This window comes from Pseudonocardia adelaidensis, assembly GCF_039543345.1.
In the GTDB taxonomy this organism is placed as follows: Bacteria; Actinomycetota; Actinomycetes; order Mycobacteriales; family Pseudonocardiaceae; genus Pseudonocardia; species Pseudonocardia adelaidensis.
Genome location: NZ_BAABJO010000035.1, coordinates 71,052 through 97,018, shown reverse-complemented (window position 1 = coordinate 97,018; position 25,967 = coordinate 71,052). Strand labels below are relative to the sequence as shown.

At 73.7% G+C, this 25,967-nt stretch carries 25 protein-coding genes; 10 read left to right on the top strand and 15 right to left on the bottom strand.

Annotated elements, in window-relative coordinates; all coding sequences use genetic code 11:
• Positions 1–123: 123 nt before the first annotated feature.
• Genes ABEA81_RS34255 through ABEA81_RS34235 form a run of 5 tightly spaced genes read right to left on the bottom strand, consistent with a single transcriptional unit; the run spans position 124 to position 6,695 of the window.
• The gene (locus ABEA81_RS34255; protein ID WP_345610978.1) at positions 124–1,944 is read right to left on the bottom strand and encodes a glycoside hydrolase family 2 protein; all 1,821 of its coding nucleotides are present in this window, start codon (positions 1,942–1,944) and stop codon (positions 124–126) included.
• Between the two features lie 11 nt (positions 1,945–1,955).
• Complete coding sequence (locus ABEA81_RS34250; RefSeq protein ID WP_345610976.1) at positions 1,956–3,395, bottom strand: sulfatase-like hydrolase/transferase; 1,440 nt, start codon at positions 3,393–3,395, stop codon at positions 1,956–1,958.
• Positions 3,392–4,285: a carbohydrate ABC transporter permease gene (locus ABEA81_RS34245; RefSeq protein WP_345610975.1), complete on the bottom strand. Its 894-nt coding sequence runs from the start codon at positions 4,283–4,285 to the stop codon at positions 3,392–3,394. Before ABEA81_RS34245 ends, ABEA81_RS34250 begins: the two co-directional genes overlap by 4 nt.
• Positions 4,282–5,214 (bottom strand): carbohydrate ABC transporter permease, encoded by a 933-nt coding sequence (locus ABEA81_RS34240; RefSeq protein WP_345610973.1) that lies wholly within the window; start codon positions 5,212–5,214, stop codon positions 4,282–4,284. The genes ABEA81_RS34245 and ABEA81_RS34240 overlap by 4 nt, the downstream gene beginning before the upstream one ends.
• On the bottom strand, positions 5,211–6,695 hold the full coding sequence (locus ABEA81_RS34235) for an ABC transporter substrate-binding protein (RefSeq protein WP_345610971.1): 1,485 nt from the start codon (positions 6,693–6,695) through the stop codon (positions 5,211–5,213). Before ABEA81_RS34235 ends, ABEA81_RS34240 begins: the two co-directional genes overlap by 4 nt.
• Positions 6,696–6,808: 113 nt before the next feature.
• On the opposite strand from ABEA81_RS34235, the gene ABEA81_RS34230 reads away from it, so the two are divergent.
• Positions 6,809–7,933 carry a LacI family DNA-binding transcriptional regulator gene (locus tag ABEA81_RS34230; protein WP_345610969.1) on the top strand — a complete coding sequence of 375 codons (1,125 nt, stop codon included), beginning with the start codon at positions 6,809–6,811 and terminating at the stop codon, positions 7,931–7,933.
• Here the strand turns inward: ABEA81_RS34230 and ABEA81_RS34225 are convergent.
• Entirely contained in the window at positions 7,896–8,711 is an 816-nt protein-coding gene (locus ABEA81_RS34225; protein WP_345610968.1) for an alpha/beta fold hydrolase, read from the bottom strand. The two genes, ABEA81_RS34230 and ABEA81_RS34225, sit on opposite strands and share 38 nt — an antisense overlap.
• Positions 8,712–8,721: 10 nt before the next feature.
• Positions 8,722–10,227, bottom strand: coding sequence for a flavin-containing monooxygenase (locus ABEA81_RS34220; RefSeq protein WP_345610967.1), 1,506 nt, complete (start codon positions 10,225–10,227; stop codon positions 8,722–8,724).
• A gap of 140 nt (positions 10,228–10,367) precedes the next feature.
• Between ABEA81_RS34220 and ABEA81_RS34215 the strand changes: the two genes are divergently transcribed.
• From ABEA81_RS34215 to ABEA81_RS34205, 3 genes are all read left to right on the top strand, one after another.
• Positions 10,368–12,137, top strand: a complete 1,770-nt coding sequence (locus tag ABEA81_RS34215; protein WP_345610965.1) for a sigma-54-dependent Fis family transcriptional regulator — start codon at positions 10,368–10,370, stop codon at positions 12,135–12,137.
• A 64-nt stretch (positions 12,138–12,201) separates the two neighbouring features.
• Positions 12,202–12,342, top strand: a complete 141-nt coding sequence (locus ABEA81_RS34210; RefSeq protein WP_345610964.1) for a hypothetical protein — start codon at positions 12,202–12,204, stop codon at positions 12,340–12,342.
• A gap of 264 nt (positions 12,343–12,606) precedes the next feature.
• Positions 12,607–12,882 carry a hypothetical protein gene (locus tag ABEA81_RS34205; RefSeq protein ID WP_345610963.1) on the top strand — a complete coding sequence of 92 codons (276 nt, stop codon included), beginning with the start codon at positions 12,607–12,609 and terminating at the stop codon, positions 12,880–12,882.
• A 2-nt stretch (positions 12,883–12,884) separates the two neighbouring features.
• On the opposite strand, the gene ABEA81_RS34200 is transcribed toward ABEA81_RS34205, so the two are convergent.
• Positions 12,885–13,322, bottom strand: coding sequence for a MarR family winged helix-turn-helix transcriptional regulator (locus ABEA81_RS34200; RefSeq protein WP_345610961.1), 438 nt, complete (start codon positions 13,320–13,322; stop codon positions 12,885–12,887).
• 100 nt (positions 13,323–13,422) lie between these two features.
• Here ABEA81_RS34200 and ABEA81_RS34195 point away from each other — a divergent pair, with 100 nt between their 5' ends.
• A complete protein-coding gene (locus ABEA81_RS34195) occupies positions 13,423–14,274 on the top strand; it encodes an LLM class flavin-dependent oxidoreductase (protein WP_345610960.1) in 852 nt (283 codons plus the stop codon).
• Positions 14,275–14,283: 9 nt separating this feature from the next.
• Here the strand turns inward: ABEA81_RS34195 and ABEA81_RS34190 are convergent, their stop codons facing one another.
• From ABEA81_RS34190 to ABEA81_RS34180, 3 genes are read right to left on the bottom strand one after another with little or no spacing between them, the layout of a single operon-like run.
• Positions 14,284–15,639 carry an FAD-dependent oxidoreductase gene (locus tag ABEA81_RS34190; protein WP_345610958.1) on the bottom strand — a complete coding sequence of 452 codons (1,356 nt, stop codon included), beginning with the start codon at positions 15,637–15,639 and terminating at the stop codon, positions 14,284–14,286.
• A gap of 31 nt (positions 15,640–15,670) precedes the next feature.
• Positions 15,671–15,841: a hypothetical protein gene (locus ABEA81_RS34185; RefSeq protein WP_345610957.1), complete on the bottom strand. Its 171-nt coding sequence runs from the start codon at positions 15,839–15,841 to the stop codon at positions 15,671–15,673.
• A 53-nt stretch (positions 15,842–15,894) separates the two neighbouring features.
• Positions 15,895–16,860 carry a GlxA family transcriptional regulator gene (locus ABEA81_RS34180; RefSeq protein WP_345610955.1) on the bottom strand — a complete coding sequence of 322 codons (966 nt, stop codon included), beginning with the start codon at positions 16,858–16,860 and terminating at the stop codon, positions 15,895–15,897.
• An 85-nt stretch (positions 16,861–16,945) separates the two neighbouring features.
• Here ABEA81_RS34180 and ABEA81_RS34175 point away from each other — a divergent pair, with 85 nt between their 5' ends.
• Positions 16,946–17,167 (top strand): hypothetical protein, encoded by a 222-nt coding sequence (locus ABEA81_RS34175; protein WP_345610954.1) that lies wholly within the window; start codon positions 16,946–16,948, stop codon positions 17,165–17,167.
• Here ABEA81_RS34175 and ABEA81_RS34170 read toward each other — a convergent pair.
• The 3 genes from ABEA81_RS34170 to ABEA81_RS34160 form a co-directional block, all read right to left on the bottom strand.
• Positions 17,107–18,162, bottom strand: coding sequence for a winged helix DNA-binding domain-containing protein (locus tag ABEA81_RS34170; protein WP_345610953.1), 1,056 nt, complete (start codon positions 18,160–18,162; stop codon positions 17,107–17,109). The genes ABEA81_RS34175 and ABEA81_RS34170 overlap by 61 nt on opposite strands.
• A gap of 34 nt (positions 18,163–18,196) precedes the next feature.
• Positions 18,197–19,324 carry a 3-carboxy-cis,cis-muconate cycloisomerase gene (gene pcaB, locus ABEA81_RS34165; protein ID WP_345610951.1) on the bottom strand — a complete coding sequence of 376 codons (1,128 nt, stop codon included), beginning with the start codon at positions 19,322–19,324 and terminating at the stop codon, positions 18,197–18,199.
• A gap of 91 nt (positions 19,325–19,415) precedes the next feature.
• A complete protein-coding gene (locus tag ABEA81_RS34160; protein ID WP_345610950.1) occupies positions 19,416–20,576 on the bottom strand; it encodes an NAD(P)/FAD-dependent oxidoreductase in 1,161 nt (386 codons plus the stop codon).
• Between the two features lie 220 nt (positions 20,577–20,796).
• Between ABEA81_RS34160 and ABEA81_RS34155 the strand changes: the two genes are divergently transcribed.
• The 3 genes from ABEA81_RS34155 to ABEA81_RS34145 all read left to right on the top strand — a co-directional run bounded on the left by ABEA81_RS34155 (position 20,797) and on the right by ABEA81_RS34145 (position 23,280).
• A complete protein-coding gene (locus tag ABEA81_RS34155; protein ID WP_345610947.1) occupies positions 20,797–21,039 on the top strand; it encodes a hypothetical protein in 243 nt (80 codons plus the stop codon).
• Positions 21,040–21,437: 398 nt separating this feature from the next.
• A complete protein-coding gene (locus ABEA81_RS34150; RefSeq protein WP_345610946.1) occupies positions 21,438–22,169 on the top strand; it encodes a DUF4397 domain-containing protein in 732 nt (243 codons plus the stop codon).
• Between the two features lie 490 nt (positions 22,170–22,659).
• Positions 22,660–23,280 carry an RNA polymerase sigma factor gene (locus tag ABEA81_RS34145; RefSeq protein WP_345610944.1) on the top strand — a complete coding sequence of 207 codons (621 nt, stop codon included), beginning with the start codon at positions 22,660–22,662 and terminating at the stop codon, positions 23,278–23,280.
• A 770-nt stretch (positions 23,281–24,050) separates the two neighbouring features.
• Here ABEA81_RS34145 and ABEA81_RS34140 read toward each other — a convergent pair.
• Positions 24,051–24,284 carry a DUF378 domain-containing protein gene (locus ABEA81_RS34140; protein WP_345610942.1) on the bottom strand — a complete coding sequence of 78 codons (234 nt, stop codon included), beginning with the start codon at positions 24,282–24,284 and terminating at the stop codon, positions 24,051–24,053.
• Between the two features lie 91 nt (positions 24,285–24,375).
• Between ABEA81_RS34140 and ABEA81_RS34135 the strand changes: the two genes are divergently transcribed.
• Positions 24,376–25,326, top strand: a complete 951-nt coding sequence (locus tag ABEA81_RS34135; protein WP_345610940.1) for a MerR family transcriptional regulator — start codon at positions 24,376–24,378, stop codon at positions 25,324–25,326.
• The last annotated feature ends 641 nt before the right edge of the window (positions 25,327–25,967 follow it).

Below are 25,967 nucleotides of genomic sequence, written 5' to 3'. Positions count from 1 at the left end.
CAGCCGACAGACCGACCGGGAACACCTTCGGGCGAGGCATCGAGCACCCATCCTCTCAGCAGCAGAACTGAGCTGCCGAGCACCGATACACCGCATAGCACCCGATTTAGCGGCGACACGCTACTAGTGCCCGGCGCGGCGCCGGTTTGCGTCGACCTCCTCGGGCGGCACGGCCCGGGCCGGGCGCGTGAGGATCTCCCGGATCACCTCGACCGGCAGCTTGGGCTCGCGGTCCTCGGTGAGCAGGCCGTTGCGCTCCTGCTCGGTGTCGGTGAGCTGCGTGTAGCAGAAGCCGGCCAGCTCCGGGTTGTCGAGCACGGCGTCGACGAGGCCGCGCAGCCGCTCGGCCAGCTCCTCGGCCGAGCCGACGGTGCCGTAGCCGAACCACTTCTCGCCCGCGGCGGGCGCGTAGCTCAACCCGCCGAACTCGGTGAGCACCACGGGGAGCCCGCGGACGACGGGGTCGCCGAGCACCACCTTCTTGCGCCCGGGCCTGCGGTCGTCCAGCACCCGGGCGACCGCGTCGGGGCCGTCGTAGCGCTCGCGCAGCGACTTCCCGTGCGGGGCGTAGTCGTGCACGCCCCAGATGTCGGTCTCGGTGATCTCCCAGCCGTCGTTGGAGATCACCGGGCGGGTGCCGTCGAGGCTCTTCGTCAGGTGGTACAGCGCGGTGGGCAGGTGGCGCTGCTCGGCCACGTCTGCCAGGTGCCAGACGCCCCAGCTCTCGTTCATCGGCACCCAGGTGACGACGCACGGGTGGCTGCGGTCGCGGCGCACCACCTCCATCCACTCGCGCACGATCCGCTCGACGGTGCGGGGCGCGAACTCGAACGCGCTGGGCATCTCGTCCCACACCAGCAGGCCGATGCGGTCGCACCAGGCGAGGAAGCGCGGGTCCTCCACCTTCTGGTGGATCCGGATCCCGGTGAAGCCCAGCTCCTTGATCAGTTCGGCCTCGCGGCGCAGCGCGGCCGCGTCCGGGGCAGCGAGGTGCGACCGAGGCCAGTACCCCTGTTCGAGGGCGAGGCGCAGGAACCGGGGCTGCCCGTTGAGCAGGAACCGCCCGTCCTCCACCCCGACGCTGCGCAGGCCGAAGTAGGAGCCGACCGCGTCGACGCTCGCCCCGTCCTCGTCGAGCAGCTCGACGTCGGCGTCGATGAGGGTGGGGCGCTCGGGCGACCACAGCAGCCTGCCGTGGTGCATGTCGTGGCGCGCCGCCGGGATGGCCACCTCGACGCGCGTGTGGGTGTCGCGCACCCGGACCGTGTGCTCGGCGAGCTCCTCCTCGCCCAGCCTGAGTCGGACGCGCAGCCGCACCGGCCGCTCCGGGCGGCGGGACAGTGCCGCCTCGCAGGTGACCGCCGCCCCTGGCAGGTCCGGTGCCCAGTGCAGCTCCGCGACGTACAGCTCGGGCACCGTCTCCGCCCACACCGGCTGCCAGATACCGGTGGTGCGCTTGTAGAAGATGCCGTGCGGCTCGTCGAGCCAGTCCTGCTTGCCGCGGGGCTGGGTGACGTCGTCGGCGTGGTCCTCGGCGCGGACGACGACCACCTGCGTGGGCCCGGCCACCAGCGCGTCGGTGACGTCGAACGAGAACGGGGTGTGCCCGCCCTCGTGCCCGCCCAGGTGCACGCCGTTCACCCAGACCTGCGCGGTGTGGTCGACGGCGCCGAAGTGCAGCAGCAGCCGCTGCCCGGGGCCCGGCGCGGCCAGCTCGGCCTCGCGGCGGTACCAGACGACCGGACGCGGGCTCGGGTCGCCGATCCCGGACAGCTCCGACTCGTACGGGTAGGGCACCGTGATCGTCCGGTCGAACGGCTCCGGCGAGGTCGCCCAGCCCGCGCCGCGCCCGGCGTCGGCGTCGTCGAAGGCGAACCGCCACGGCCCGCACAGGTCCTGCCACTGCGGGCGGACCAGCTGGGGACGCGGGTACTGCTCGTGCACGTTCTCTCCGTTCACCAGTGCGCCAGCCGGGGCAGGCTGCGGTCCTCGATGCCCACGAGGACGTCGATCAGCAGTTCCTGCAGGTCGGCCCGGACCTCGCGGTGCGCGGGGTCCGTCCACCGGTTCACCAGCTCGCCGGGGTCGGACTCCAGGTCGTAGAGCTCGCCGGTGCGCTCGCGGGTGCTCGCGGGCGCGCCGTGGTGCACGACGAGCTTCCAGCGGTCGTGGCGCAGCATCGTCGCGTGGACCGGCGGGTCGTAGGCGTGCCCGCTGTTGCGGTACTGGCACAGCGCCCAGTCCCGCCACGCGGTCTCCCCGCCGGTGAGCAGGCCGCGCAGGCTCGCGCCCTGGTGCCGCGGGGACGGCGCGACGCCTGCGAGGTCGAGGAAGGTCGGCGCGAGGTCGACCCACTGCACCAGCTCGGGACGTCGGGCGGGGGCGAACCGGCCGGGCCAGCGCACGATCAGCGGCACGCGGACCGCGCAGTCGTAGTGGAACGGGCCCTTGAGCATCAGCTGGTGGTCGCCGAGCATCTCGCCGTGGTCGCTGGTGAACACGACGACCGTGTCGTCGGCCAGCCCTTCCGCCTCGAGGGTGTCGAGGATGCGCCCGACCTCGTCGTCGACGAGGGTGACCATCGCGTAGTAGGCGGCGCGGACCCCGTCGAGCTCCTCGTCGGTGTAGTCGGCGAAGCCACGCGCGTGGCCGGCGTAGGAGTCCTTCGAGGCCTCGGTGAAGATCGGGGGCTTGGAGGCCAGCTCGCCCGCTGCGGTGACCCGGGGCGGGAGGGCCGCCGCGTCGTAGCGCTCCCGGTACTCCGGCGGCGCGCCGAAGCCGTGGTGCGGGTCGAAGAAGTTGGCGACGAAGAAGAACGGCTTGCCGTCCTGGCGCCCGCCGCGCAGGAACTCGATCGTCTCGTCGCCGATCCAGTGGCTGTAGTGCGCCTCGGTGGGCAGTTCGTCCCAGCCGACCGCACCGGCACGCGCCCGCGCGTACAGGTCGGGGTGCGCGGCGCGCAGCCAGCGGTGGTAGGCGTTCTCCGATGACCCCGGGTACGGGTCGTGCGCCCACCGGAACACCCGGAAGCCGTCGTCGAGGCGCGGCTCGGAGCGTCCTGCGAAGCACGCGCCGAGGTGGAACTTGCCGACGAGACCGCAGTCGTAGCCGTCGTCGGCCAGCAGCTTCGTGAACATCTCCGCGTCGGGGGCGATGTCGACGCCGTTGGCGTGCAGGCCGTGGGTGGAGACGTAGCGCCCGGTCATCAGGGAGGCCCGCGACGGCGCGCAGACCGGGTTCTGCACGTAGCAGTTCTCGAACAGCACTCCCTCGGCGGCCAGCCGGTCCAGGTTCGGGGTTTCGATGTGCGGGTTGCCGGACGCGCCGAGTGCGTCGAAGCGCTGCTGGTCGGTGCAGATCAGGAGGACGTCGGGTTGTTTCCTGGGCGGGGTCACGACTTCACGGCTCCGGCGATCCCTTCGAAGAAGTAGCGCTGCAGGAACAGGAACAGGGCGACGATGGGGATGAGGGAGATCGTCGCGGCGGCGGCCATGCCCGGCCAGTCCACGGAGTTCTCCCCGACGAACGCCTGCATCCCGACGGCGAGGGTCCGCAGGTCCGGGCGGCTGAAGGTGAACACCAGCGGGAGCAGGAACGCGTTCCACGTGGCCAGGAAGGTCAGCACGACCACGGTGGCGGTCACCGGCCCGGCCAGCGGCAGCATCACGCGGAAGAACACGGTGCCGAAGCCCGCGCCGTCGAGCACGGCGGCCTCCTCCAGTTCCCGGGGGACACCGCGGAAGTAGCCCATGTACAGCAGCACCGCCGCGACGTGCCCGCCGCCTGCCAGCGCGATGACCATGCCGGTCAGCGAGTTGAGCAGGCCCAGCCGCTGGGTGAGCTCGACGACCGGGATGATCGTGTACCCGGCGGGCACGAACAGCGTGCCGACCAGCACCGCGACCACGAACCTGCGCCCGAGGAACGAGTAGCGCGCCAGCACGTAGCCGGCCATGGCGCACCGGACCACGACGATCGCCACCGTGAACGCCGTGACGAGGACGGTGTTGAGCAGGTACGTGCCGAAGTCCGCGTCCACCCAGGCTCGGGCGTAGTTCTCCCAGCGGAACGCCTCCGGCAGCAGCTGAAGCCCCGCGGTGAAGACCTCCAGCTGACCCTTCACCGACGCCGAGAGCACCCACACGAAGGGGTAGACCCACACCGCGGCGAAGCCGAGCACCAGGAGCGTGACCAGCCACAGCAGCGGGCTGCGCCGGGTGCGCCCGCGCACGCGCCTGGCTCCTTCGGCCCGCACCTCGCGCGGGCGGGTGACGGTCGCCGTCATGCGTCCCCTCCTGCCGTGCGCCGGGCCGCCCGCACCCCGACCAGCTGCCCGATCCCGACGACGAGCAGGACCAGGCCGAGCACCACCGCGGCGGCCGAGGCGAACCCGAGCTCGGGGACGGTGGCGGCGAACGCCCAGCGGTAGATGTAGAGCTCGATGACCTCGGTGGCGTAGAACGGGCCGCCGCCCGTCATCGTCATGACGAGGTCGAAGACCTGCAGGTTCTGCTCGATCGTCAGCAGCGTGATGATGACGAAGAACGGGATCAGCATCGGCGCGGTCACATGCCGGAAGGACTGCCAGCCGGTCGCCCCGTCCACCTGGGCGGCCTCGAGCACGTCGCGCGGCACGGTCTGCAGCGCGGCCAGCCAGTAGATCATCGTGACGCCCACCCACTTCCAGGTGTGCACGGCGATCACCGTCCAGATCGCCGCGTCCGGCGAGCCGAGGAAGTCGACGCCCGGGACGCCCGCGCCCCGCAGGACGTCGGCCACCGGACCGTCGGAGGGGTCGAAGACGAACTGCATGACCACGCCGACGATGGCCGTGGTCGTCACCACCGGCAGGAAGAACGCGGTGCGGAACAGCCGCTGGAACGGCAGCCGCGGGTGGTTGAGCAGCAGCGCGATCGCCAGGCCGAGCGCCACCCGCAACGGCACGGTCACGACCATGAACAGCATCGTGATCCCGAACGAGTTCCAGAACAGCGGGTCCGCGAGCACGTCGCGGTAGTTCTGCAGGCCGACGAACGTCTTCTCGCCCTCGAACCCGCTCCAGGACAGGAACGAGTACCACCAGCTCGCGGCGACCGGCCACAGCGTGAAGAGGCCGTAGAGCACGGCCGTCGGGAGCAGGAAGAGGTAGGGCCAGCGGGCCTGCCACAGCCTGCGCCCCACCCCGGGCGGCGCCTTCTGCACGATCGAGGTCATGCGGTGTAGTCCTCTCCGCGCCGCCAGTCCGGGAAGGCCCAGTCGGCTGTGCTGACGCCCCCGCCGACCTCGGCGATGGCGGCGTCGCGGGCCGCCGTCCACTCGTCCGACAGCCGGCGCAGCCGGCCGCGCACGTCGGTGACCTGCTCGCTCGCGATGCCCTGGATGATCGCCCCGAGGCCCGGCTCCACCGGCTTCATCGCGCCGAGGACCGCGGCCACCCGCGGGTTGCGTCCGGTGACGGCGGGGCCGAGGAAGACCTGTTCGCCGAACAGCTGGACGCAGCGCTTGTACGTGGGGTGGGCGTCGGAGCCGGCGACGACGCCGAGGTCGAGCGGCGGCTGGTCCATGGCGGCGGCCAGGCCGCGCTGGTACTCCGCGCTCACGAACAGCTCGAGCAGGGTCGAGGCGGCCTCGACCGCGCCGGACCGGCCGGACATCCAGAACGTGCCGTCGTTGGGTGGCCGGGTCAGCACCGGCGCCCGCCCGTCCGGGGTCGGGATCGACCCCACCCCGATCCGCCCGAGGACCTGCGGGAACTTCCCAGCCAGCACGCCTGCGTTGTACGGGCCGTCGAGGAAGAAGGCCCCGCCCTCCGCCGCCCAGCGCACGCGCGCCGACCGCGCGTCCAGGGACGTGCTGGCCAGGAACATCGTGTCGTCGCGGGCGAACGACAGCAGGAACTCGATCGCGGCGAGGAACGCGTCGTCGTGGAAGCGGTACTCCCCGGTGGTGAGGTCGAGCCCGTCCAGGCCGTTGCCCCGGGTGCCGGGGAAGCCCGCGGTCTGGGCGAGCTCCAGGACGAAGGCGGCCAGCCGGTCGGGGAACTGCAGCGGCAGCACGATCCCCGACGCCACCCCGCTGCGCTGCACCGCCCGGGCGGCCGCGCGCAGGTCGTCCCACGACGCGGGCGGTGACTCCGGGTCGAGTCCCGCCCGCGCGAGCAGGTTGCGGTCGAACCACACCAGCGTCTCGTACTGGCGCGGGGTGAAGATCGGGAACGAGTGGAGCGCGCCGTCGAAGCTGTGCATGCCCTCCGTGAGGATGCCGGCGGGCAACCCGGCGCGGATCGCGTCCGCCGTCGTGAGCGGGGCGAACCACCCCTGCTCGTGCAGCAGCGACGGCGGGACGCCCAGCCCGGACAGCGTGAATACGTCGGGCAGCTGACGGCTGCCGAACGCGAGCTGCAGCGCCTGTCCCTGCTCGTTGGGGTTGTAGAGCGTGTACTCGACGGGCGGCCCGCCGCCGCCCGTGAACCGGGCGAACGTGGCGTTCTGCAGCGACTCGAGCGGCGCGAAGTGGTCCCACCAGCGCAGCGCGCCGGGCGTGCCGGACGATCCGCTGCCCGCCGCGTCCTGCGACGTCGGCGCGCTGCCGCACCCGGCGAGCGCCGCCGTCCCGGCGAGGACGCCTGCCGAGCGCAGCAGCGCGCGCCGGGTCAGCGGTCTTCCTGGACTGTTCACGGACACCTGCCTCGTCACGTCGCCGAGCGTGCGGCGCAGGTTTACTACGAAGTAGATTCAGATGTAAAGAGGTAATGGCGCATTCGGTGTCCAGCTTGTACTACGAAGTAAGAGATCGGTACGGTGTGCGCGTGCAGACCGGCCGGGAAGGGGGCGCCCGGCCCCGCATGGTCGACGTCGCCCGCGTCGCCGGGGTCTCGCAGAAGTCGGTGTCGAACGTCCTCAGCGGCTACGAGCACGTCTCGCCCGCGCTGCGCGCGAAGGTCGAGCGCGCGGTCGCCCTCCTCGGCTACGTGCCCAACCCCGCGGCGCGGACGCTGCGCACGGGGCGCACCGGCGTGATCGCCCTCGCCGTGCCCAACCTCTCCGCCCCGTACTTCGCCGAGCTGGCCAGCCACCTCACCGACGCCGCGGACGAACGCGGGTTCACGATCCTCATCGACGAGACCGACGGCGACGAGGACCGCGAGGCGCTCATCGCACGCGGGCTGCGCCACCACCTCATCGACGGGCTCGTGCTGAGCCCGCTCGCGATGGACCCCGCGAGCATCGCGAGCGCCGCCCGCGACATCCCGATGGTCCTGCTGGGCGAGCGGGAGCTCCCCGCGTCCGTCGACCACGTCGCGATCGACAACGTGGTCGCGGCCCGCGAGGCCACCGAGCACCTCCTCGGGCTGGGCCGGCGGCGCATCGCCGCCGTCGGCGGCCCGCTCGGCGACGGGGCCAGTACCGGGTCGCTGCGGCTGCACGGCTACCGGGCGGCGCTCGCCGACGCCGGGATCCGCGAGGAGGGGCTCGTCGTCCCCACGCGGCGGCTGCTGCGGCACAACGGCATGGCGGCCGCCGAGCAGCTCCTCGGCGCGGCACGCCCGCCGGACGCGGTGTTCTGCTTCAGCGACATGCTCGCGTTCGGCGTGATGCACGCCCTGCGGATGCGCGGCGTGCGCGTGCCGGACGACATCGCCGTGGTCGGGTTCGACGACGTCACCGAGGCCGCCTACGCCAACCCGACCCTTACCACCGTGCACCTGGATCGGCGGCGGATCGCCCGGGCCGCGCTCGACGTCCTGGTCGAACGGATCGACGGGACCCGCACCCGGTCCGCAGGCCGGGTCGTGATCGAGCACCGGCTGGTCGTCCGGGAGTCGACCGGCGGGCGGCCGGACGGGTCCGCGTCGGCGGACGCGACCGACCCGGACGAGCAGGTCGCTGAACGGGTCAGGGCCGCAACGGGTGCTCGTCGAGGAAGCCGGTGACGATGCGCAACAGGTCGTCGGGGCGCTCGATGTGCATGCCGTGGCTGGACCCCGGCCCGGTCACCAGCTCGAAGCGGGCCTTCGGGATGGCGTCGGCCACCGCCTTCGCCTGCCGTGGCGGGGTCAGCAGGTCCTGCTCGCCCACCACGACGAGGGTCGGCGCCTCGATCCCACCGACGCGGTCGAGCGTGTCCAGCGCGAGGTCGGCGTCCCACTGCTCCACGGTGACCGCCATCTGCTCCTCGTTCTGCGGGAAGGCGGGGAGCATCGGTTCCATCAGCTGCGCGAAGTCCGGGCGGTCCAGGATCTCGGGGGAGAACGCCAGCCCGGCCACGGCGAGCGCGGCCTCGATGTCCCGCACGGCGTAGGGCAGCCGGAGCGCGGACAGCATCGAGCGCTGGTAGCCGTCGCACCGGCCCCAGGTGGCGTACAGCACGGCAGTGGCGACCTGCTCCGGGTGCGCGATGGCGAGCTCCTGCACGACCGCCGACCCGAGCGACCACCCCATGGCGTGCGCCCTCGGCACGTCGAGCGCCTCGAGCAGCGCGGAGGCGTCCTCGGCCATCGAGGCCGCGGTGATCGGCCCGTCGCCGCGCTCGCTGCCGCCGAGCCCCCTGTTGTCGAACGCGATCACGCGGTGGCGCTCGGCCAGCCGGGGCAGCAGCTGCGCCCACAGCGGGATCGAGCCCGAGGTTCCCATGATCAGCAGCAGCGGCTCCCCCTCGCCGCTCACCTCGTAGTTCAGCGTGACTCCGGTGCGGACGGCCTTCGCGGGCATGGCGATCCCCTCACTTGTAGACGAGCGACCCGTCGTCGAGATCGGCCTTCGGCAGGATCTCCTGCTCCTCCTCGTGCTCGAGCATGTGCGTCCACGGCTCGCGGTCGCCCTGCTTGAAGAGCAGGTGCTGCGAGCGCATGACGTAGCCGGCGTTGAAGTTCTCCGGGTCCGACCACGGCCGGATCGACATGTCCGCGTCCTCGGGGCGCAGGTGCGGCACGACCGTGGTGGCCCCCAGGTCGCCCATGTGCGCGAGCAACCGGCTCACCAGGTCGCAGACCAGGTCGACGCGCAGCGTCCAGCTGTGCCGGAAGTATCCGAACGTGTAGGCCATGTTCGGGACCCCGCTGATCATGATGCCGCGCCAGGTGACCCGCTCGGTGAAGTCGACCGGCTCGCCGTCGACGGTGAACGCGACGTCGCCGAAGGCCGACAGGTTGAAGCCGGTGGCGGTGACCACGATGTCGGCCTCGATCTCCTCGCCGGAGGCGACGCGGATGCCCTTCTCGGTGAACTCGTCGATGGTGTCGGTGACGATCGAGGCCCTCCCCTCCCGCAGGGCCGCGAACAGGTCGCCCTCCGGGACGATCGCGATGCGCTGCTGCCACGGGCGGTACCTCGGCGTGAAGTGCTTCTCGACGTCGATGCCCTCCGGGAGCAGCGGGCGGATCGCGTCCATCAGGTACGCGTGCACCTCGTCCGGCGCCTCCAGCGACGTGCGGGCCAGCCAGTTGAACTGGGAGACGTACTGGCGGCGCATGATCTCGTGCGTCCACTCCTCCGGGATGTCCAGCTGACGCAGCGTCGTGGCGAGCTCGTGGGTGACGGGCGGGGCGAACCAGTAGGACGGCGAGCGCTGCAGCATGGTCACGTGCGCCGCCTTCTCCGCCAGCGCGGGGATCAGCGTCGCGGCGGTGGCGCCCGAGCCGATCACGACGACCCGCTTCCCGGAGTGGTCGAGGTCCTCGGGCCACCGCTGCGGGTGCACGATCAGGCCCTGGAACCGGTCCATGCCCTCCCAGCGGGGCCGGTAGGGCTTCTCGTGGTTGTAGTAGCCCTGGCACATCCACAGGAAGTCGGCGGTGAAGCGCAGCCGCTGCCCGGTGTCCTCCCGGGTGACGTCCACGGTCCATCGGTGGTCCTCCGTGGACCAGCTCGCGGCGGCCACCCGGTGCCGGTAGCGGATGTGCGGGGCCAGGCCGTGCTCGTCGATGACCTCGTCGAGGTACGCGAGGATCTCCTCCCCCGCCGCGATCGACGGGCCGCGCCACGGCTTGAACCGGTAGCCGTAGGTGAACAGGTCGCTGTCCGAGCGCACGCCCGGGTACCGGTGCGTCCACCAGGTCCCGCCGCGGTCGTCCTGGGCCTCCAGGATGACGAACGTCCGCTCGGGGAACGCGTCCTGCAGGTGGTGCGCGGCGCCGATCCCCGAGACCCCGGCGCCCACGATGAGGACGTCGACGTGTCCGGCGTCCTGGACGTCGCGCTCGGCTGTCTCTGGTGCTGTCGTCGTCATGGCTCGACCTTCGACGCGTGATCGGTGTGGTTCCGATCACGATAAGAGCATTCCGGCGGCTGCCGACCGTCCCAAAATCGGACGCGGGCCGCCCTTGACGGGAGGCGCACGATGGGAGTGGCACGAGGAGGTGCGGGCGCATGGGGGACCTCGCGGATCGGAGACTCCTGCTCACCTCCGCCCGCGCCGAGCTGCTGGAGTCCGCCGAGGCCGAGCTGCGCGGCGTGCCCGGGCACGTGGCCGCGTCCTGGCGGCGCAGCGCCGCGGGCGGCGTCCACCCGAGCGTCGTGACCACCGAGTACCACGCCGACCTCGACCTCGGCTCGCGCCTCGTCCGCTGCGCCCGGCCCGTGATCGAGCAGCTGGCCGAGCAGCTGGCGGACATCCCGGTCTGCGTGGCGCTCACCGACAACCGGGCCCGCCTGCTCGTGCGCGCGGACACCAGATCGTGGATCGGCCGCGTCGCTGACCGCCTGTACTTCGCGCAGGGCTTCGGCTACGCGGAGGGCTCGGTCGGCACCAACGGCGTGGGCACGGTGCTGGAGTTCGGCGACTCGGTGTACATCGTCGGCGCCGAGCACTTCGTCGAGAGCCTCCAGCCCTACGCGTGCGCGGGCGCTCCGGTGCGCGACCCGTTCACCGGGCGCATCGAGGGCGTCCTGGACATCAGCTGCCGGAGCGAGAACTCCTCGCCCGTCATGCACGCCCTCGTCCGCTCCGCGGCGGCGGGCATCGAGAACAACCTGCTGGCCGACCGCAACCAGCAGCAGCAGGCGCTGTTCGACGCCTACTCCCGCCTCGACGCGCGCACCCGGCAGGCGGTACTGGCCGTCGGGCCGCGCACGGTGATGGCGAACTCGCCGATGCAGACCCTGCTCGATCCGGGCGACCTGCCGGCCCTGCAGGACCACGTCCGGTTCGTGATGGTCCGCCACCCCGACGTCGACGCCCGGCTCGACCTGCCGTCCGGTACCCGGGTCCGGTTGCGGGGATCGACCGTGACCGCCAGTGGGGCCGTCGCGGGGATGGTCGGGGTGGTCTCCGTGGACGACGAGGCCGCCCGCGCGGACGGCGGCGTTCCCGCCCGGCCGGCCCGCGCGCAGCCCGTGCGGACGGCACCGGGCAGCGGCCCGGCGTGGCGAGCCGCCGCGTCGGCGGTGACGGGGGCCCTGCAGGCCGGCACGGCGGTCCTCGTCCTCGGGGAACCGGGGACGGGCCGGTTCACGCTCCTCTCCCAGCTGTACCCACTTGTTCGCGAGGCCGGCCGGGCGGTCGCGATCGAGCCCGAGCAGGTCGAGGCCGCCCCCGCGGACGTGGCAGGCCGGATTCTGCGGCCGGGGTCGCCGCCGGTGCTGCCCGTCCTCCGCGACGTCGACCGCCTGCCGGGCGCCGCGGTGGAGGAGCTCCTCGGTGCGCTCGCCGCCGGTGCCGGCGCGCCGCCGCTGGTTGCCGCGACCGCCGCGGAGTCCGGGCCGGCGCACGCCGCGCTGCTCGCCCTGTTCCGGACCTCGGCGACGGTGCCGCCGCTGCGCCACCGCTCCCACGAGCTGCCCGATCTGCTCGACGCCCTGCTCGCCGAGCTGGCCCCGCACCGCGAGGTGCGACTGTCCCGGGAGGCGCGGCGGCTGCTGGGCAGCTACGACTGGCCCGGCAACGTGCGCCAGCTCCGGGACGCGCTCGCGGCCGCCCTGCGCCGCCGCCCGGTGGGCCGCATCGACGCCGCGGACCTGCCCGCGTTCTGCCAGAGCACCCCGCGCGGCGCACTGCGCCCCGTGGACCAGGTCGAGCGCGACGCGATCGTGGGCGCCCTGCGCGAGGCCGGCGGCAACCGGACGGCCGCGGCCGGCGCGCTCGGGCTGGCCCGCTCGACCCTCTACCGCAAGATCCGCCAGTACGGGATCACCGTCTGACTCTCGGCGTTCCGCGGCGGAGCCACCCGGGTACGCGCCGGAGTAGCCGATCGAGGAGGGTGACGTGTCCTACCGCGCTGGCGACCTCGGACCCCCGGTCGCGCGGGACCGGCCGCGGCACATGCCGTCGAGACGGTGGCAGCTCCTGGTGCTGCTCGCCTCCGTCGTCGTGGTGGTGCTGGCGGTCGTCCTGGCCGTCCTGTAGCACCGAGTACGGGCACGTTCCCCGACGAGTTGGCCGCGATCCAGTGCCCGGGCGCCCGGAAACGGAGCCCCGACTAGACACGCGGTTCGACCCGACGACCGCGCGAACGTGACCGGGGTTACCCTGGAGCCATGCGTATCGCCCTCGCCCTCGCCGCGGCAGTACCGCCGCGCGTCGGCTGAGCCAGGCCGCCGGCGCGCCCCGCTCCCCCACCCTCCCGAGGCCTGGCTCGGCAACCACCATCGTGGAATCCGGAGCCGAACAATGACTGTTCTCGACCACTCCCCCCGCAACACGTGGGCACCGCGCCTCCAGCGCCGTCACGAGATCGTGACCACCGGCGGCATGCAGGGCGTCCTCGACATCGGCAGCACGCTGCGCGCGTGCGGGTTCCCCGTGCGCGATTTCGCCGTCGAGGTTCGCGACGGCGTCCCCTACAGCTCGGTCACCTGCACCGTGTCGCTCACGGCCGCCGAGTGCGCCACCTTCGCCGACCGGCTCGGGGCTGTGCCCGCGGTCGTGTCGGTCGAGCCCTGCTGAGCTCACGACTCCCGGGCCACGTTGGCCCGGAGCCGAGCGAGCACGGCGCCGACGCACTCCAGATCGTCGTCGGACAGGTCGCCCCGCAACCGCTCGTCGAAGGCGACCGCGGCCGCGCGCATCCGGTGGAACGCCGCGTCGCCCTCTGCCGTCAGCTCCACCACCTGGATGCGCCGGTTCCGCGGATCGCGTCGGCGCCTGACGAGCCCGCTCTCCTCCATCCCGTTGAGGTGATGGGTGAGGGTGGCCCCCTGGATCCCGACGGCCGCGGCGAGCGCGCGCTGGTTGGCGTTCTCGCGGGTCTTGAGCGCGAGCAGGATCAACCAGACGTGCTCGGAGCCGCCCGCGTCGGCGAGCGCCTCGCCGAAGGCGCGGCTGACCTCCTTCGCCGTGCTCGCGAGCTGGCGTCCGATCGGCATCCCCCGCGGCGGTCCAGGCATGGCGGCAGCCTAGCAAAACCGTTCGACATCTAATGTATTGACGTCTAACCGTTAGATACCTATCGTTCGGCGGGTTCCCGCTCTGCCGAGGAGGCCTTCCATGCGCGTCAGCCTGAGCATCACCCAGTTCCCGGCGGCCGCCGACCACACCCCGCTGGACGGGATCGTGCGCGCCGCCGACGAGGGCGGCATCGACACCGTGTGGGTGGCCGACCACCTCGTCCAGTACGCACCCGGCACCGACCCGGCCGATCCGCAGCTCGAGGCCTACACGACCCTCGGCTGGCTCGCGGCCCGCAGCGAGCGGGTGCGGCTGGGCGCCATGGTCAGCCCGATCACCTTCCGGCCGGCCACGCTCCTGATCAAGGCGGTCAGCACGCTCGCCGCGCTCTCCGGCGGACGCGCCTGGCTGGGCGTCGGCACCGGCTACCACGAGCAGGAGGCGGCGCAGATGGGCATCCCCATGCCGCCGCCGGCCGAGCGGTTCGAGCTGCTCGAGGACACGCTGCGGCTGGCCCACCGGATGTTCGCGGGCGACGACTCGGCCTTCGAGGGCACGCACGTGCGCGCCGAGCGACCGCTGAACCACCCCGTACCGGCCCGCAGGCCGCGGATACTGGTCGGTGGGCACGGCGAGAAGAAGACGCTGCCACTGGTGGCCCGCTACGCCGACGCGTGCAACCTCTTCGACATCCCCGACGGCGGTGCGACCCTGCGCCGCAAGCTCGACGTCCTCGCGCGCGCGTGCGAGAACATCGGCCGGCCGCGGGCGGAGATCGAGACCACCGTCGGCACCGCGCTCTTCCCCGACGAGACGCCCGAGGCGTTCGCGCAGCGCTGCGCGGCCCTGGGCGAGCTGGGCGCCGAGCACGTCGGCGTCATCACCCGCACACCGTGGACCGACGCCGACCTGGCCCGCCTGACCGAGGGCGCCCGCCTGCTCGCAGCCTGACCCCCGGGGTCACGGGTTGGCGGTGGCGCCGTGGGCGGCGTCGAGCATCTCGGCGAGCTCGGCGACCTTCACGCGCTCCGCGCCCCGCAGGCCGCCGCGGCGCACCTCCTCCGCGTCGACCCGCAGCCACGCCGTCCAGTCCACCGGGCGCACCCCGTGGTCGGCGAGCGCGGCGCGGAAGGCGGCGGGGTCGGGATGGGCGGGCTCGGGAAGCCCGGGGAGGTCCTCGAGCAGCGCGGCGACCGTCTCGACGGCGTCGGACTTGTTGGTGCCGATCACGCCCGTGGGGCCGCGCTTGATCCAGCCCGTGACGTAGGCGCCCGGAACCGGCTTCCCGTCGCACACCACGCGCCCGCCGTCGTTCGGGACGGTGCCCGTGGCCGGGTCGAACGGCAGCCCGGGGATCGGTTCGGCGTCGTACCCGATCGCCCGCACCACGAGGCCGACGTCGAGCGTCTCCTGCTCGCCGGTGCCGACGACCCGCCCGTCACGGATCGCGTTGCGCTCGACGACGACGCCGCTGACCCGGCCGTCCGTGCCGACGATCCGCACCGGCGAGCGCAGGAAGCGCAGGTGGATCCGCCGGGGCTTGCCGGCGGGCTCGGTGGCCGACCACTCGGCGAGCATGTCGAGCATCTGCCGGTGCCGCCGGTCCTCGGGCTCCTCGATCCCCGCGGCGAGCAGGCCCTCGTCGTGCACGAGCACGTCGGCGCCCGCCAGCTCACCGATCTGCCGCAGCTCCGCCGGCGTGAACCGGATGTGCTGCGGCCCGCGCCGGACCAGCACGTGGATATCGCGGACCGCGCTCGAGCGCAGGGCGTCGAGGACGGGGTCGGGGATGTCGGTCTCGGCCATCTCGTCCGCGGTCTTCGCCAGCACGCGCGCGACGTCGAGGGCCACGTTGCCGGCACCGACCACGGCGACGCCGGGGTGGTCGAGTGGCGGCTGCAGCTCGGTGTGGTCGGGATGGCCGCAGTACCAGCTGACGAACGCACCCGAACCCAGCGACCCTGCCAGGTCCTCGCCGGGGATGCCGAGGGCGCGGTCGACGGAGCTGCCGGTGGCGTGGACGACCGCGTGGAAGTGCTGCCGCACGACGTCGAGCGGCACCCCGCCCTCCCCGATGTGCACGCCGCCGAGGAACTCGATCTGGGCCGGGTCGAAGGGCTTCTGCAGCACGCGGATGACCGACTTCATCTTCACGTGGTCGGGCGCCACGCCGTAGCGGACGAGACCGTACGGCGCCGGCAGCCGGTCCAGCACGTCGACGCCGACCGGTAGGTCGGACGCCAGCAGCGCGGCGGCGGCGTACAGCCCGGACGGGCCCGCTCCGATCACCGCGACCCGGGCCTGTCGGTGCTGCATGTGGTTCATCTCCCGTGGTGGTGGAGGAGTGTCAGCCGGGGAACGCGCCGAACGGTGGCGCGCGAACCGCGACGGGCGCCGCACGGGGGAGGCCGGCGCCCCGCCGCTGCGGGCGCTCGAGGAGGGGGACGGAGACGCCGGCAGCGCCGCGGGCGGCGGGCACGGCGGCCTGCGAGCCGTCGGTGCCCGCCTCCTCGCTCACACCCCGACCCTAGTCGCAGGTACCGCCGTTCGGTGACCGTCGGATGTCGCGCCTCAGCTTCCGGCCAGTGCGGAGCGGGCGGCGAACGTGCGGCGGAAGTCCACCGGTGCCACCCCCACCACCTTGCGGAAGTGGTGGCGCAGCAGCGCTGCGCTGCCGAAGCCGCACCGCGCCGCGATCTCGTCGACGCCGAGGTCGCTGTCCTCCAGGAGCCGCTGGGCCCGCAGCACCCGCTGCAGCGTGAGCCACTTGTGCGGGGTGGTGCCGGTCTCGGCCACGAACCGCCGCGCGAAGCTGCGGTCCGACATCCGGGCACGACGCGCGAGGTCGGACACCGAGTGCTCGATCTCGAGGTGCTCGAGCGCCCAGTCCAGCACCGGGGCCAGCCCGTCGGACCGGCACACCGGCATCGGCTGCTCGATGTACTGGCGCTGCCCGCCGTCGCGCTGCGGCGGCACCACCATCCGCCGCGCGATCACGTTGACGGCCGCGCTGCCCAGCTCCCGCCGTACCAGGTGCAGGCACGCGTCGATGCCGGCCGCGGTGCCCGCACTGGTGATCAGGTTGCCGTCGTCGACGAACAGCACGTCCGGGTCGATGCGGGCGCGGGGATGGCGCTCGGCCAGCTCGCGGGCGTTGTCCCAGTGCGTGGTGCACGGCCGGTCGTCGAGCAGACCGGCCGCGCCGAGCACGAACGCCCCCGAGCACACGCTGAGCAGCGTGCTGCCGGCCGCCGCGGCCGCGCGCACCGCGTCGAGCACCTCGTCGGAGAACTCACGGGCCTGCGTGGCCGAGATCGCCACGAGGTCGGCACCGCGCAGCCCGTCGAGACCGTGGGACGGCACCATGTCGGCGCCGACCGACGTGCGGATCGGTCGACCGGCCACCTCGCCGCAGACCCGCAGCTCGATCGGCGGCACCCCGTCCTCGGTGCGGTCGATGCCGAAGACCTCGCAGATCGTGCCGAACTCGAACGGGGTGACCGGGGGGATCACCAGCGCGGCGACGGTGGACAGCATGCCGACAGCGTAATGGCAGGATCTTTGCTTAGCCAGTCAGTTCTGCCACTGTCGGCAGCATGTTGGCGAGCGGAAAATTACTGCCATGACAACAGCGATCATCGTCTTCGTCCTCGTCGCCGCCGTCGTCGCGCTCTCGATCGTGCGCCCCGGCGACCCGTCCGCCGAGTTCTACGGCGCCTACCGCGACCGCGACCAGGAACGCCGGGTCGCCGAGCTACGCGCCGTCGCCGCCCACCGGGCGCCTCAGTCCACGTGGAACCCGGCGAGCCGGGCGGCCTCAGCCTCAACCTCCTGCTCAGCCTGACGGTCGAGGCGCTGGAACGGCTCGCACCGCACCTCCCCGTCGATGTAGCGCCAGGTGCCTGCCACCTGCCCGTCGACGAGGAACGTGGGCACCGACTGCGGGATGTTGCGCGCGAACACCCGCGACCGGTGCTCCTCCGGCAGGATCTGCGCGCGCCGGGCGTGCACCAGCAGGTTGGCGTCCCACTGCCCGAGGAACCGTACGGGCGCGGGCGTATCGGGCCCCGGCAGCGGCGCACCCGGCACGTCCACCAGCTCGCCGCCCGTCTCCGTGCGGTAGCGGCAGAGCGACATCCGTGCCAGCACCTCTCGCGTCGCGGTGATGCTCCACCCGCAGAACGAGGCGACGTCGGCGGGCGACGCCGGCCCGAACCCGTCCAGGTAGCGGGCGACGAGGTACTCCGAGGCGCACGCTCGCGTCGGGGCCGGCTCGGGGACCGGCACGGTGTGCTCGGCCAGCCCGTAGACGTGGGCCCTCGGCGTCTCCCACGTGCCGGCGGGCGGTACCCGCACCAGGTCGACCCACAGCTGGACCCCCGGCCACACCTCCCGCGGAAGCCCCTGCGCGGCCAGCCGCCCCTGGATCTCGGCCTGCTTGAGCGGCCCGTCGGCGAGGTACGCGCGGACCTCCGAGGCGATCGCCGGCATGTCGACCGAGCCCGATGCCCGGTGGGAGCGTCGCCACCACTCCCGCCGCGCCTCGCGCACCGCCTCCGTGAACGGCCAGTAGTCGGCGGGCGAGACCATGTGGATGGTGCAGCGCATCGCCCAGGCCTGCACGACCCGGCCGGCGAGCAACGCCTCGGTGAGCACCTGACGGCGGAAGCCCGCGAGGCGCGACCACAGCCCGACGTAGCCGGACGGCGCGTACTGCGTCTGCAGCCCGGCCACCCGCTCGAGGGCCTGCTCGGGGCTCAGCGCGGCGCGCTCGAGCAGCAGCTGGCGCGCCAGCACGGCCCGGTTGAGCTCCCGGGTGGACAGCACGCGCTCGGTCACGGGGGCAGTCTGCCCGGCTGCTCCGACAGTCCGGTCAGGGGCGCTGGGCGAGCATCCGGTCGACCAGCTCGGCCGCGTGGCCGGGCGGGCCGTCCACCTCCGCGGTGAGCGCGAGGTTCGCGGCCATCCGGTCGGGATGCACCTCCAGCCCCTGGAGCGACGCGCGCAACCGGGCGGCGGCGCCCCCGGTGGCCCGCAACAACTCCCCGATCGTCTGCCACTCGGCGTGCCACGGCCCCGCGGCCCGCTGGTGCTCGTGGTCGGCGGCCGCGAGCAGCACGGCGGCCAGGCCGGGCGCCCTGCGCGCGGCGCCACGCGCGGTGACCGCGGCGATCGGGTTGCGCTTGTGCGGCATCGAGGACGAGTCGCCCGGCGCCGCCTCCGACACCTCCCCCAGCTCCGTGCCGGCGAGCAGCACCACGTCAGTGGCCGGCTTGGCACAGGCGCCCGCGGCCACGGCGAGCGCGCCCGCGAGCTCCCCGATGCGGGTGCGCTCGGTGTGCCACGGCGCCGCGTCGGCCAGCCGCAGCGCGCGGGCGAGCGACGCCGCCACCGCCGGCCCGTGCGGGTGCAGCGCGGCCAGCGTTCCGGCCGCCCCGCCGAACTGCACGGGCAGCCCGCCGATCACCTCCGCGAGCCGCACCCTGGCGCGGTCCAGCCCTGCGCACCATCCCGCCGCGACCAGCCCGAACGTCGTCGGCAGCGCCTGCTGCCCCAGCGTGCGCGCGATCACCGGGGTCTCCCGGTGCCGCCCGGCGAGCTCGGCCGCCGCGTCGGCGGCACCCCGCAGGTCGTCGAGCACCACCTCGCCCGCCCAGCCGACGAGCAGCACCGCGGCGGTGTCCATCACGTCCTGGCTCGTGGCGCCCGGGTGCACCGAGCGCCCGGCCTCCCCCGCCGCCGTGCGCAGCATCCGCACCAGCGGGATCACCGGGTTGCCCCCCTCCACCGCAGCCCGGCCCAGCGCCGCCGGGTCGATCCGCAGCCCGGCGGCGGCCGCCTCGATCCGGTCCGCGTCGTCTGCGGGTACGACCCCGTGCTCGGCCGCGGCCCGCGACAGCGCCACCTCGACCGCGACGAGCGCCGCCACCCACGATGCGTCGTCGATCCGGGCGGCCACCCGGTCGGCGCCGAACAGCGGGTCGAAGAGCGCGCTGGTCATGACGCGGACCGTACGGCCTCGGCGATCTCCGGTGTGCGACCGGGGCCGCGGCGATCGCGTTGCAGCAAAGCCACTTCGCTGCAACCACACGTCAGGGACGTGGCTTTGCTGCAATCCCCGCGCCCGGGCGCCCCGGGGCGAACGCCTCCCGTTCGAGAGGGACGTCCGGCGGCAGCGGGCCGCCCGTCACCACCGCCGCCGCGAACGCCGCGAGCGCCGGCGACGTCTCGATCCCCGACCCGCCCTGGCCCGCGCAGAACCAGAACCCGGGGTGCTCCGGCCAGGCCCCGACCACCGGCAGCCGGTCGGGCACGAACGACCGCAGCCCGGCCCACGCCGTGCGCACCGAGCGCAGGCCGAGCCCGGTGGCGGCCTCGACCCGCTCCAGCGCCGTGGCGACGTCCAGCTCGTCGGGACGCGCGTCGGACGGCTCCACCGGGGTCTCGTCGGCGGGGCTGACCAGCAGCCCGTCGCCCTCCTGCTTGAAGTAGAAGCGCTCGAGCGGTTCGACGACCATCGGCAGCCCGGCCCCGTCCGGTCCGCGCAGCCGGGCCGGATCGGGCACCCGGACCAGTGCGATCGTGCGCCGGTACGGCGTGAGCCCGATCCGCGGGACTCCCGCGAGCCCGGCGACGACGTCCGCCCACGCGCCCGCGGCGTCCACGACCTCGGCGGCGTCGACCACCTCGGCGCCCGCCCGCACCCGCCACCCGCCGCCGCGCCGCTCCAGCCCGATGACCGGGGCACCGGTGCGCACCGCCCCGCCCCGCCCGCGCAGCCCGCGGACATAGGCCTGGTGCAGCGCCTCCGCGTCGAGGTCGGCCGCTCCCTCCACCACCGCGGCCGCCCGCACCGTGCCCGGCCGCAGCACCGGGCACCGGCGCTGCGCCTCGGCCGGGTCGATCGGCACCGGCGCCCCCGGCTCGGCGGCCTGCTCGGCGAGCTCGGCGGCCAGCTGCGCCTCGCCATCGGCGTCGAGCGCGACGTGCAGCACCGGGCGCGGCGAGAACAGCGGCGGCGCGTCCAGCTCGGCTTCGAGCCGGGCGAACCGGGGGCCGCTCGCCGCGACCAGCGCGCGTAGCGGCGCCGCGCCGTGGCCGGGGACGTAGGTGGCGGCGGAGCGGGCCGTCGAGTGCCGGGCGAGCGCGGTCTCGCCCTCCACCAGGAGGACCGAGCGGCTCGCGGCGAGCTCGTACGCGATCGAGGCGCCCGCGATACCACCCCCGACCACGACCGTGTCGATGTTGGTCACGCCCGACGACGCTAGTGCTCGTAATTCCGTGGCGCGCCCCTCGGGAGGCGCTTATCGTCCTCCGCATGCGCCTGTAGCGACGGCCGCCCCGCGCGGCACGCGCGGCCCGGGCTTCCCGCCCCGCCGCTCCCGTCCCCAGCCACCCGGCCGGCCCTGGACCAGATCCGGGCGCCGTCTCGGCTCTGCTGCGCCGGCCCCGTCACCCTGCAGGAGGCACCCCGTGACCGACCCGTTCCTCTCGTCCCCGCTCGGCGTCGTCGGCGTCGTCGGCGTCGTCGGCGTCGTCGGCGTCGCCGACGGCCGACCGAGCCCGGCCGACGCCGCTCCGGCGCCGGCCAACCGGGCGGCCCGCCGCGGCCGCGCGGGCAAGGACGCCCCGAGTGGAGCCGTCCACGCCGGCTCCTCGGGACGCGCCCGTGCGGCGCAGGGCCGCCGGATCAACCCGGTGCGGCGCACCGGTTGATCCACCACCGGTACCGCCGGTCCCGCGTCAGCTATCACCCATTTGTTGCACGCGGGACGGCGGCACCGCGCGGACGACCGAGCAGCACGAGCGCTGCATGGTGAGGCACGCTCGCGTCCTGCCGCTCGGTCGTCCGCGTCCTGTCGAGCGCTTCGGCGTCGGTGAGGCGTGGCGTCAACAGCTTCGTCCCACCCGGGCCCGTCGTGGCCCGCGCGGTCCGCTGGCCGACCAGCTCCGACGACAGCTCGAGGCGACGTGCGCGTGCCTCGCTGCGCCTGACCGCCGGACATGAGCCTCCGTCCAGTGTTTGTCTAGAATCTGTGCAAGGATTGTGCATCCGCGGCCGCCGGCCGAGCGGTAGTGCAGGTCGAAGGACCATCACAGATACGGAAGGACGCATGATGCGCCGTCTGACCCTTGCCTTCGGCGGAGTACTCGCCGCCGCGGCCACGACCTTGGGGGCCACCGCCCCCGCCGCCGCCCAGGAGACCGCCTCCGTGTACGTCGTGCACGGCATCCCGGAAACACCCGTCGACGTCTACGTCGACGGGGCGCGTCTCCTCGACGACTTCCAGCCAGGCTCCGCCGCGGGCCCCGTGGACGTGCCGCGCGGCGCCCACGAAGTCGCCCTCTTGCCGGCCGACGCCACCGACGGCTCGGGCCCGCCACTGCTGTCAGCAACCCAGGAAGTGCCAGGGGGTGGCAACGTCACGCTGGTCGCGCACCTGACCGCGGGCGGGCAGCCCGCGGTCACGCCGTTCGTCAACGACGTCTCGTCCGTGCCCGCGGGACAGGCGCGGGTCGTCGTCCGGCACACCGCGGCTGCACCGGCCGTCGACGTGCTAGCAGGCGGCAGCCCGGTGATCAGCGGCCTCGCCAACCCCGACGAGGAGGCCCTCGAAGTCCCGGCCGGCAGGATCCCCGCAGCGGTCGCGGCGGCCGGCACCACCGAGCCGGTCATCGGCCCGACCGATCTCGACCTGCAGGAAGGCACCGCGACCTTCGTCCACGCCATCGGTTCCCTCGAAGCCGGGAACCTGGACTTGGTGGTGGTCACGGTCGGCGGCCTGCACACCGCCCCCAACGGCGTCCCGTCGGGCGCGCCGTCCGGTGCACCGGCCACGGGCTGAGTCGTGCGTGCCCGTGCGGTGCTGATCGCGCTGGTCACCGAGCTGGGGCTACTGCTCGCCGTGGCGGTGCTGCGGCCGGCCGGAGTGCGGACCGACCCCGCTCCGGCCGCCGCGCCCGTCGCCGCGACGGCGTTCCACGCGCCCGTGTCTGCACGGGCCGAAGCGCCCGAGATGCCCGGCGAGCCGGTGCGGGTCCGGGTCGGCGCGGTCGACGTGGACTCGCCGGTGGCGCCTGACGGGGTGGCGCGCGGGGCCGGATGGAGGTTTCGTACGACATGCGGACGATCGGCTGGTACCGCTTCGGGTCGCACCCAGGGGGGTGGAGGGGTCGGTCGTACTCGCCGGAACGTCGACGACCGGGAGCAGGGCGCAGGTGCCTTCTTCCGCCTGGGGGAGCTCACTGCGGGCGATGCCGTCGTGGTCGATCTCGCCGATGGGAGTGCGGACATCGACCGAGCACGGGGACGCGCCAGTGCAGTGTGAGGAGACGGTGACCAGCCCCCGGCTGGCGGACGAGCCGCCGGGGGTCGTGCCGCTGCCGCGCGTCGGCGACCCCGACATCGCGTCGAGCGACGAGCTGGCCCGTCGCTTCCGTCTCGGCGAGGGCGCCGCGCTCGAGGAGGCCTACGACCGCCACGCGCGGCTGGTGTACTCGCTGGCACTGCGGGCGCTGGGTGCTCACCACGACGCCGAGGACGTCGCGCAGCAGGTGTTCGTCCGAGCGTGGCGAGGACGCGCGGGGCTCGACCCCGGCCGCGGTTCCCTCGGGGGCTGGCTGGTGGGGATCACCCGCCGCCAGATCGCCGACCGGCTCGCCGCCCGTGCCCGCGACCGCGACCTCGCCGACCGCGCCGGACGCGTTGCCGAGCCGGTAGTCGTCGGCGATGCGCCCGACGACGTCGTCGAAGCGGTAGTGATCGCGTACGAGATCGAACGGCTGTCCACCCAGCAGCGGGCCGTTGTGCGGTTGGCGTTCTTCGCCGACCTGACCCACCAGCAGATCTCCGAGACGACGGGGCTCCCCCTCGGCACGGTGAAGAGTCATCTCCGGCGAGGGCTGGAGCGGTTGCGGCGACGGTGGGAGGTCGACCGTGTGGCATCCCGGCGCTGAGCGGCTCGCCCTCTCCGCGGTCCCCGCGGAGGGTGCGTGGCCGGTGATCGACGCTCATCTCGCGGCGCGCCCGCCGTGCCGCGACGAGGCCGCGGCCCCGGGACGCGCGGTTGCGACGGCGCGGGCAGCGGGCGGCGGACCCAGCCCGACCATGCCGCCCGTACGAGTGTGGCGGGCCATCGTGGTCGAGCTGGGTGAGGAGCTGGGGGCCGGGGGTACCTCGCAGCATCGGACGCGCCGGACCGAGTCACTGCCGATCGTCCGTGGCTCGGCTCCGCGGTCCGGTCGTGGCGGCGGACGGTTCTGCCCGCCGCGGCCGGGCTCACCATCGGGTTCGCGTCCGCCGGACCGCCCCCGGCAGCTGCGGTGGCGCAGACGCCGCTCGCTCAGCTGACGACCAGCGGGTGGGGTGCGTCGGGCGGAGGTCGTGGACGCCGCAGGCGGCGCCAGGTCAGGGTCACGGACGTCGATCCGGCGGGCGTTCCCCGCGGGGCCTGACTCGAGGCGTGGCTGATGGGTGCCGCCGGTACTCGGCTGCACGCGCTCGGCGCCTTGACACCGCAGACGGACGGAGCGCTCCGCGGGACGTTCGAGCTGCCCGTAGATCTTCCTTTCGACCAGTACGTCACCGTCGACGTCTCGGTCGAGCCACTGAACGGCGAGCCGTCCCATTCCCGTGTCAGCCTGCTGCGGGGCCGGACTGCCTGAACCAGCGGCGGACATGCGGAAGTGGCGGACGACCGGATCGCCGTCCGCCACCTCCTGCCGGGCTACGCCCGGACCGTCGAGGACGCGTCCCGCCGCTGGGCGGCCGGCAGCTGGACCGCCTGGTAGAGGGCGGACAGCCCGACCAGCGCGTAGACGACGCGGCTGGCCACGTCGGTCTCGCCGAACGTCATTCCGAAGACCGTGGCGACCAGGTCGAACTCCGCGATCGCGACGAGCCCCCAGTTCAGCCCACCGATGATCAGCAACACGGCTGTGACGATGTTCAGCAGCTTCACTTGCCCCACCTCCGTCTAGAGTCTGTCCAGAGAATGTACGAGCTACTGGCCGTGCTGTCAAATGTCCGTCTAAGGTTTGTATAGTCCTCCCATGGCGACTGGGGATGATCGAGCGCTCCTGCGCATCGGCGAGCTCGCGCGTCGGCTGGGAGTGAGCCAGGACGTCCTGCGAGCGTGGGAGCGTCGATACGGCCTGCTCGAGCCGGTGCGCTCGTCAGGTGGGTTCCGCTTGTACACCGCAGCCGACGAGCAGCGGGTTCGCCGGATGCAGTCCCACCTCGCCGGCGGACTGGCCGCCGCCGAGGCCGCCCGCGCTGCCCTGGCCGAGGAGGGCGATCGAACGGTCGTGACGCCGCCGGAGCCAGCGCCTGCCGAGCGACCGCGTGAAACCGAGTCGGATCCGGCCCAGGCACTGCTTCCGGCGACCGACCGAGGGCTCGCGCGCCTGGCCGCGGATCTGCGTCGCGCACTCGACGCGTTCGACGAGCCGGCCGCAGAGGCGGTGTTGGACCGCTTGTTCGCCGACTTCAGCGTGGAGACCGCCCTGCGGGAGGTCCTCCTGCCGTACCTGCACGAACTCGGTGCTCGGTGGGCCGTGAACGAGATCGGGGTGGCCACGGAGCACTTCGCGAGCAACGTGCTCAGGGCGCGGCTGGCGGGCCTCGCCCGTGGCTGGGGCCAGGGACGGGGGCCGTGTGCCGTGCTCGCCTGCCCGCCCGGTGAGCAGCACGACCTACCACTCATCGCCTTCGGCATCGTCCTGCACCGGAACGGGTGGCGGATCGTCTACCTGGGCGCCGACACCCCCCTTGCGGATCTCGGCCGGACGGTCGAGGAGAAGCGACCCGAGATCGTGGTCCTCGCCGCCGTCGACGTCGACAGGTTCCGCCACTCGATCCCAGACCTCGCTGCGCTCACTCGACGTACCTCGCTCCGGTTGGCCGGCGCCGGCGCCACCGCGGCGGTCGCCGACGCCGTCGGCGCGAAGGTGCTGGCCGAGGACCCGGTCACCGAGGCCCAACGGCTCTCGCCGTCCACCTGAGCGGATCGGGCAGGCCGCCGTCCGCCGCTGCGTCCACCGCCCAGACCTACAGGACCACGGACGGGGCCACGTCGGCGCCCTGCAGCGCACCGGCCAGCTCGAGCACGCCGGGCGCGGCTCGGACGTGTGCCGCCGCGATGCGTAGGTCATGGAACCCGACGTTGCAGGAGTGGTGGTTGTTGGATGCCGTCAGAGTCCGGCTCCGCCGTCCGGGGCGAAGGTCCGGCGCACCGGCCGGGACGGTGTCCGGGTGGGGAGCACGATGCCGCTCGCCGTCGCGATCCCAATTGCTCGACCCGGCGCCGTCGAGGAGCAGGCCACCGACCGGGGCGCCCGCCGAGTACGTCCCGTCGTGGGAATGACAGGCCTGGCATGGGTCCGGCGCGTACCACCATGGGATGAACCACGGGAGCGGCGGTACCGCGCGAACGGATCGGCAGGAGCACTGCGTGGTGAAGCCCACTCGCGTCCTGCTGCTCGGCCGTCCGCAGCCCCGGTGGTGGGCCGACAGCAGCTTTATGCCGCGCGGGAACGGACGACCCCGCGCAGCACGAGCATTGGCTTCGGTGAGGCGCGCAGGGCCAGCCGTACGACGAGGTCCGCTGCACGGCGCGCGGTCGCTACTGTCGTGGACCGCACCG